Genomic DNA, 590 nt, shown 5'->3' on the forward strand with positions numbered 1-590 from the left:
AAGATTGTCACCTTACTGGTGCTGCTCATGCAGTTTTCTCCGCAAGATTTTGGTTATCAGCGCAGCCGTTGGTGTACCGAACTATTGGCTATCAAAATCAATCGGTTAATGGGGCTCAATATGGCAGCCTCCACGCTCCGCCGATGGTTACCGCGTATGGGCATTGTCTGGCGAAGGCCCGTGCCGACCTTGCGGATAAAAGACCCTGCCTATCAGGAGAAAATGGCTAATATCGACGCGGCACTGGCCCGCTGTGATGCAGATAATCCGGTGTTTTATGAGGATGAAGTCGATATAGACCTTAATCCCAAATTAGGGGCCGACTGGATGTTCAGAGCGCAGCAAAAGCGGGTTGTCACACCTGGAAAGAACGCCAAACATTACCTGGCAGGCGTTCTCCATGCAGGCAATGGAAGAGTACTTTACGTCAGCGGGATAAAGAAAAACTCATCGCTGTTTATCGCCATGCTGGAAAAGCTGCGTCGCCACTACCGACGAGCCAAAACCATCACACTGATCCTCGATAACTACATCATTCACAAAAGCAAACAGACCGAGCGATGGTTGAAGAAGAACCCCAAGTTCTGCCT

At 50.2% G+C, this 590-nt stretch carries 1 protein-coding gene; it reads left to right on the forward strand.

What is annotated here, in order from left to right:
• On the forward strand, nucleotides 1-590 hold a 590-nt coding region (locus OKC40_RS22855), incomplete at both ends, for an IS630 family transposase (RefSeq protein ID WP_270797068.1).

The sequence above is a fragment of the Aeromonas sp. QDB11 genome (genome assembly GCF_027705265.1).
In the GTDB taxonomy this organism is placed as follows: domain Bacteria; phylum Pseudomonadota; class Gammaproteobacteria; order Enterobacterales; family Aeromonadaceae; genus Aeromonas; species Aeromonas allosaccharophila.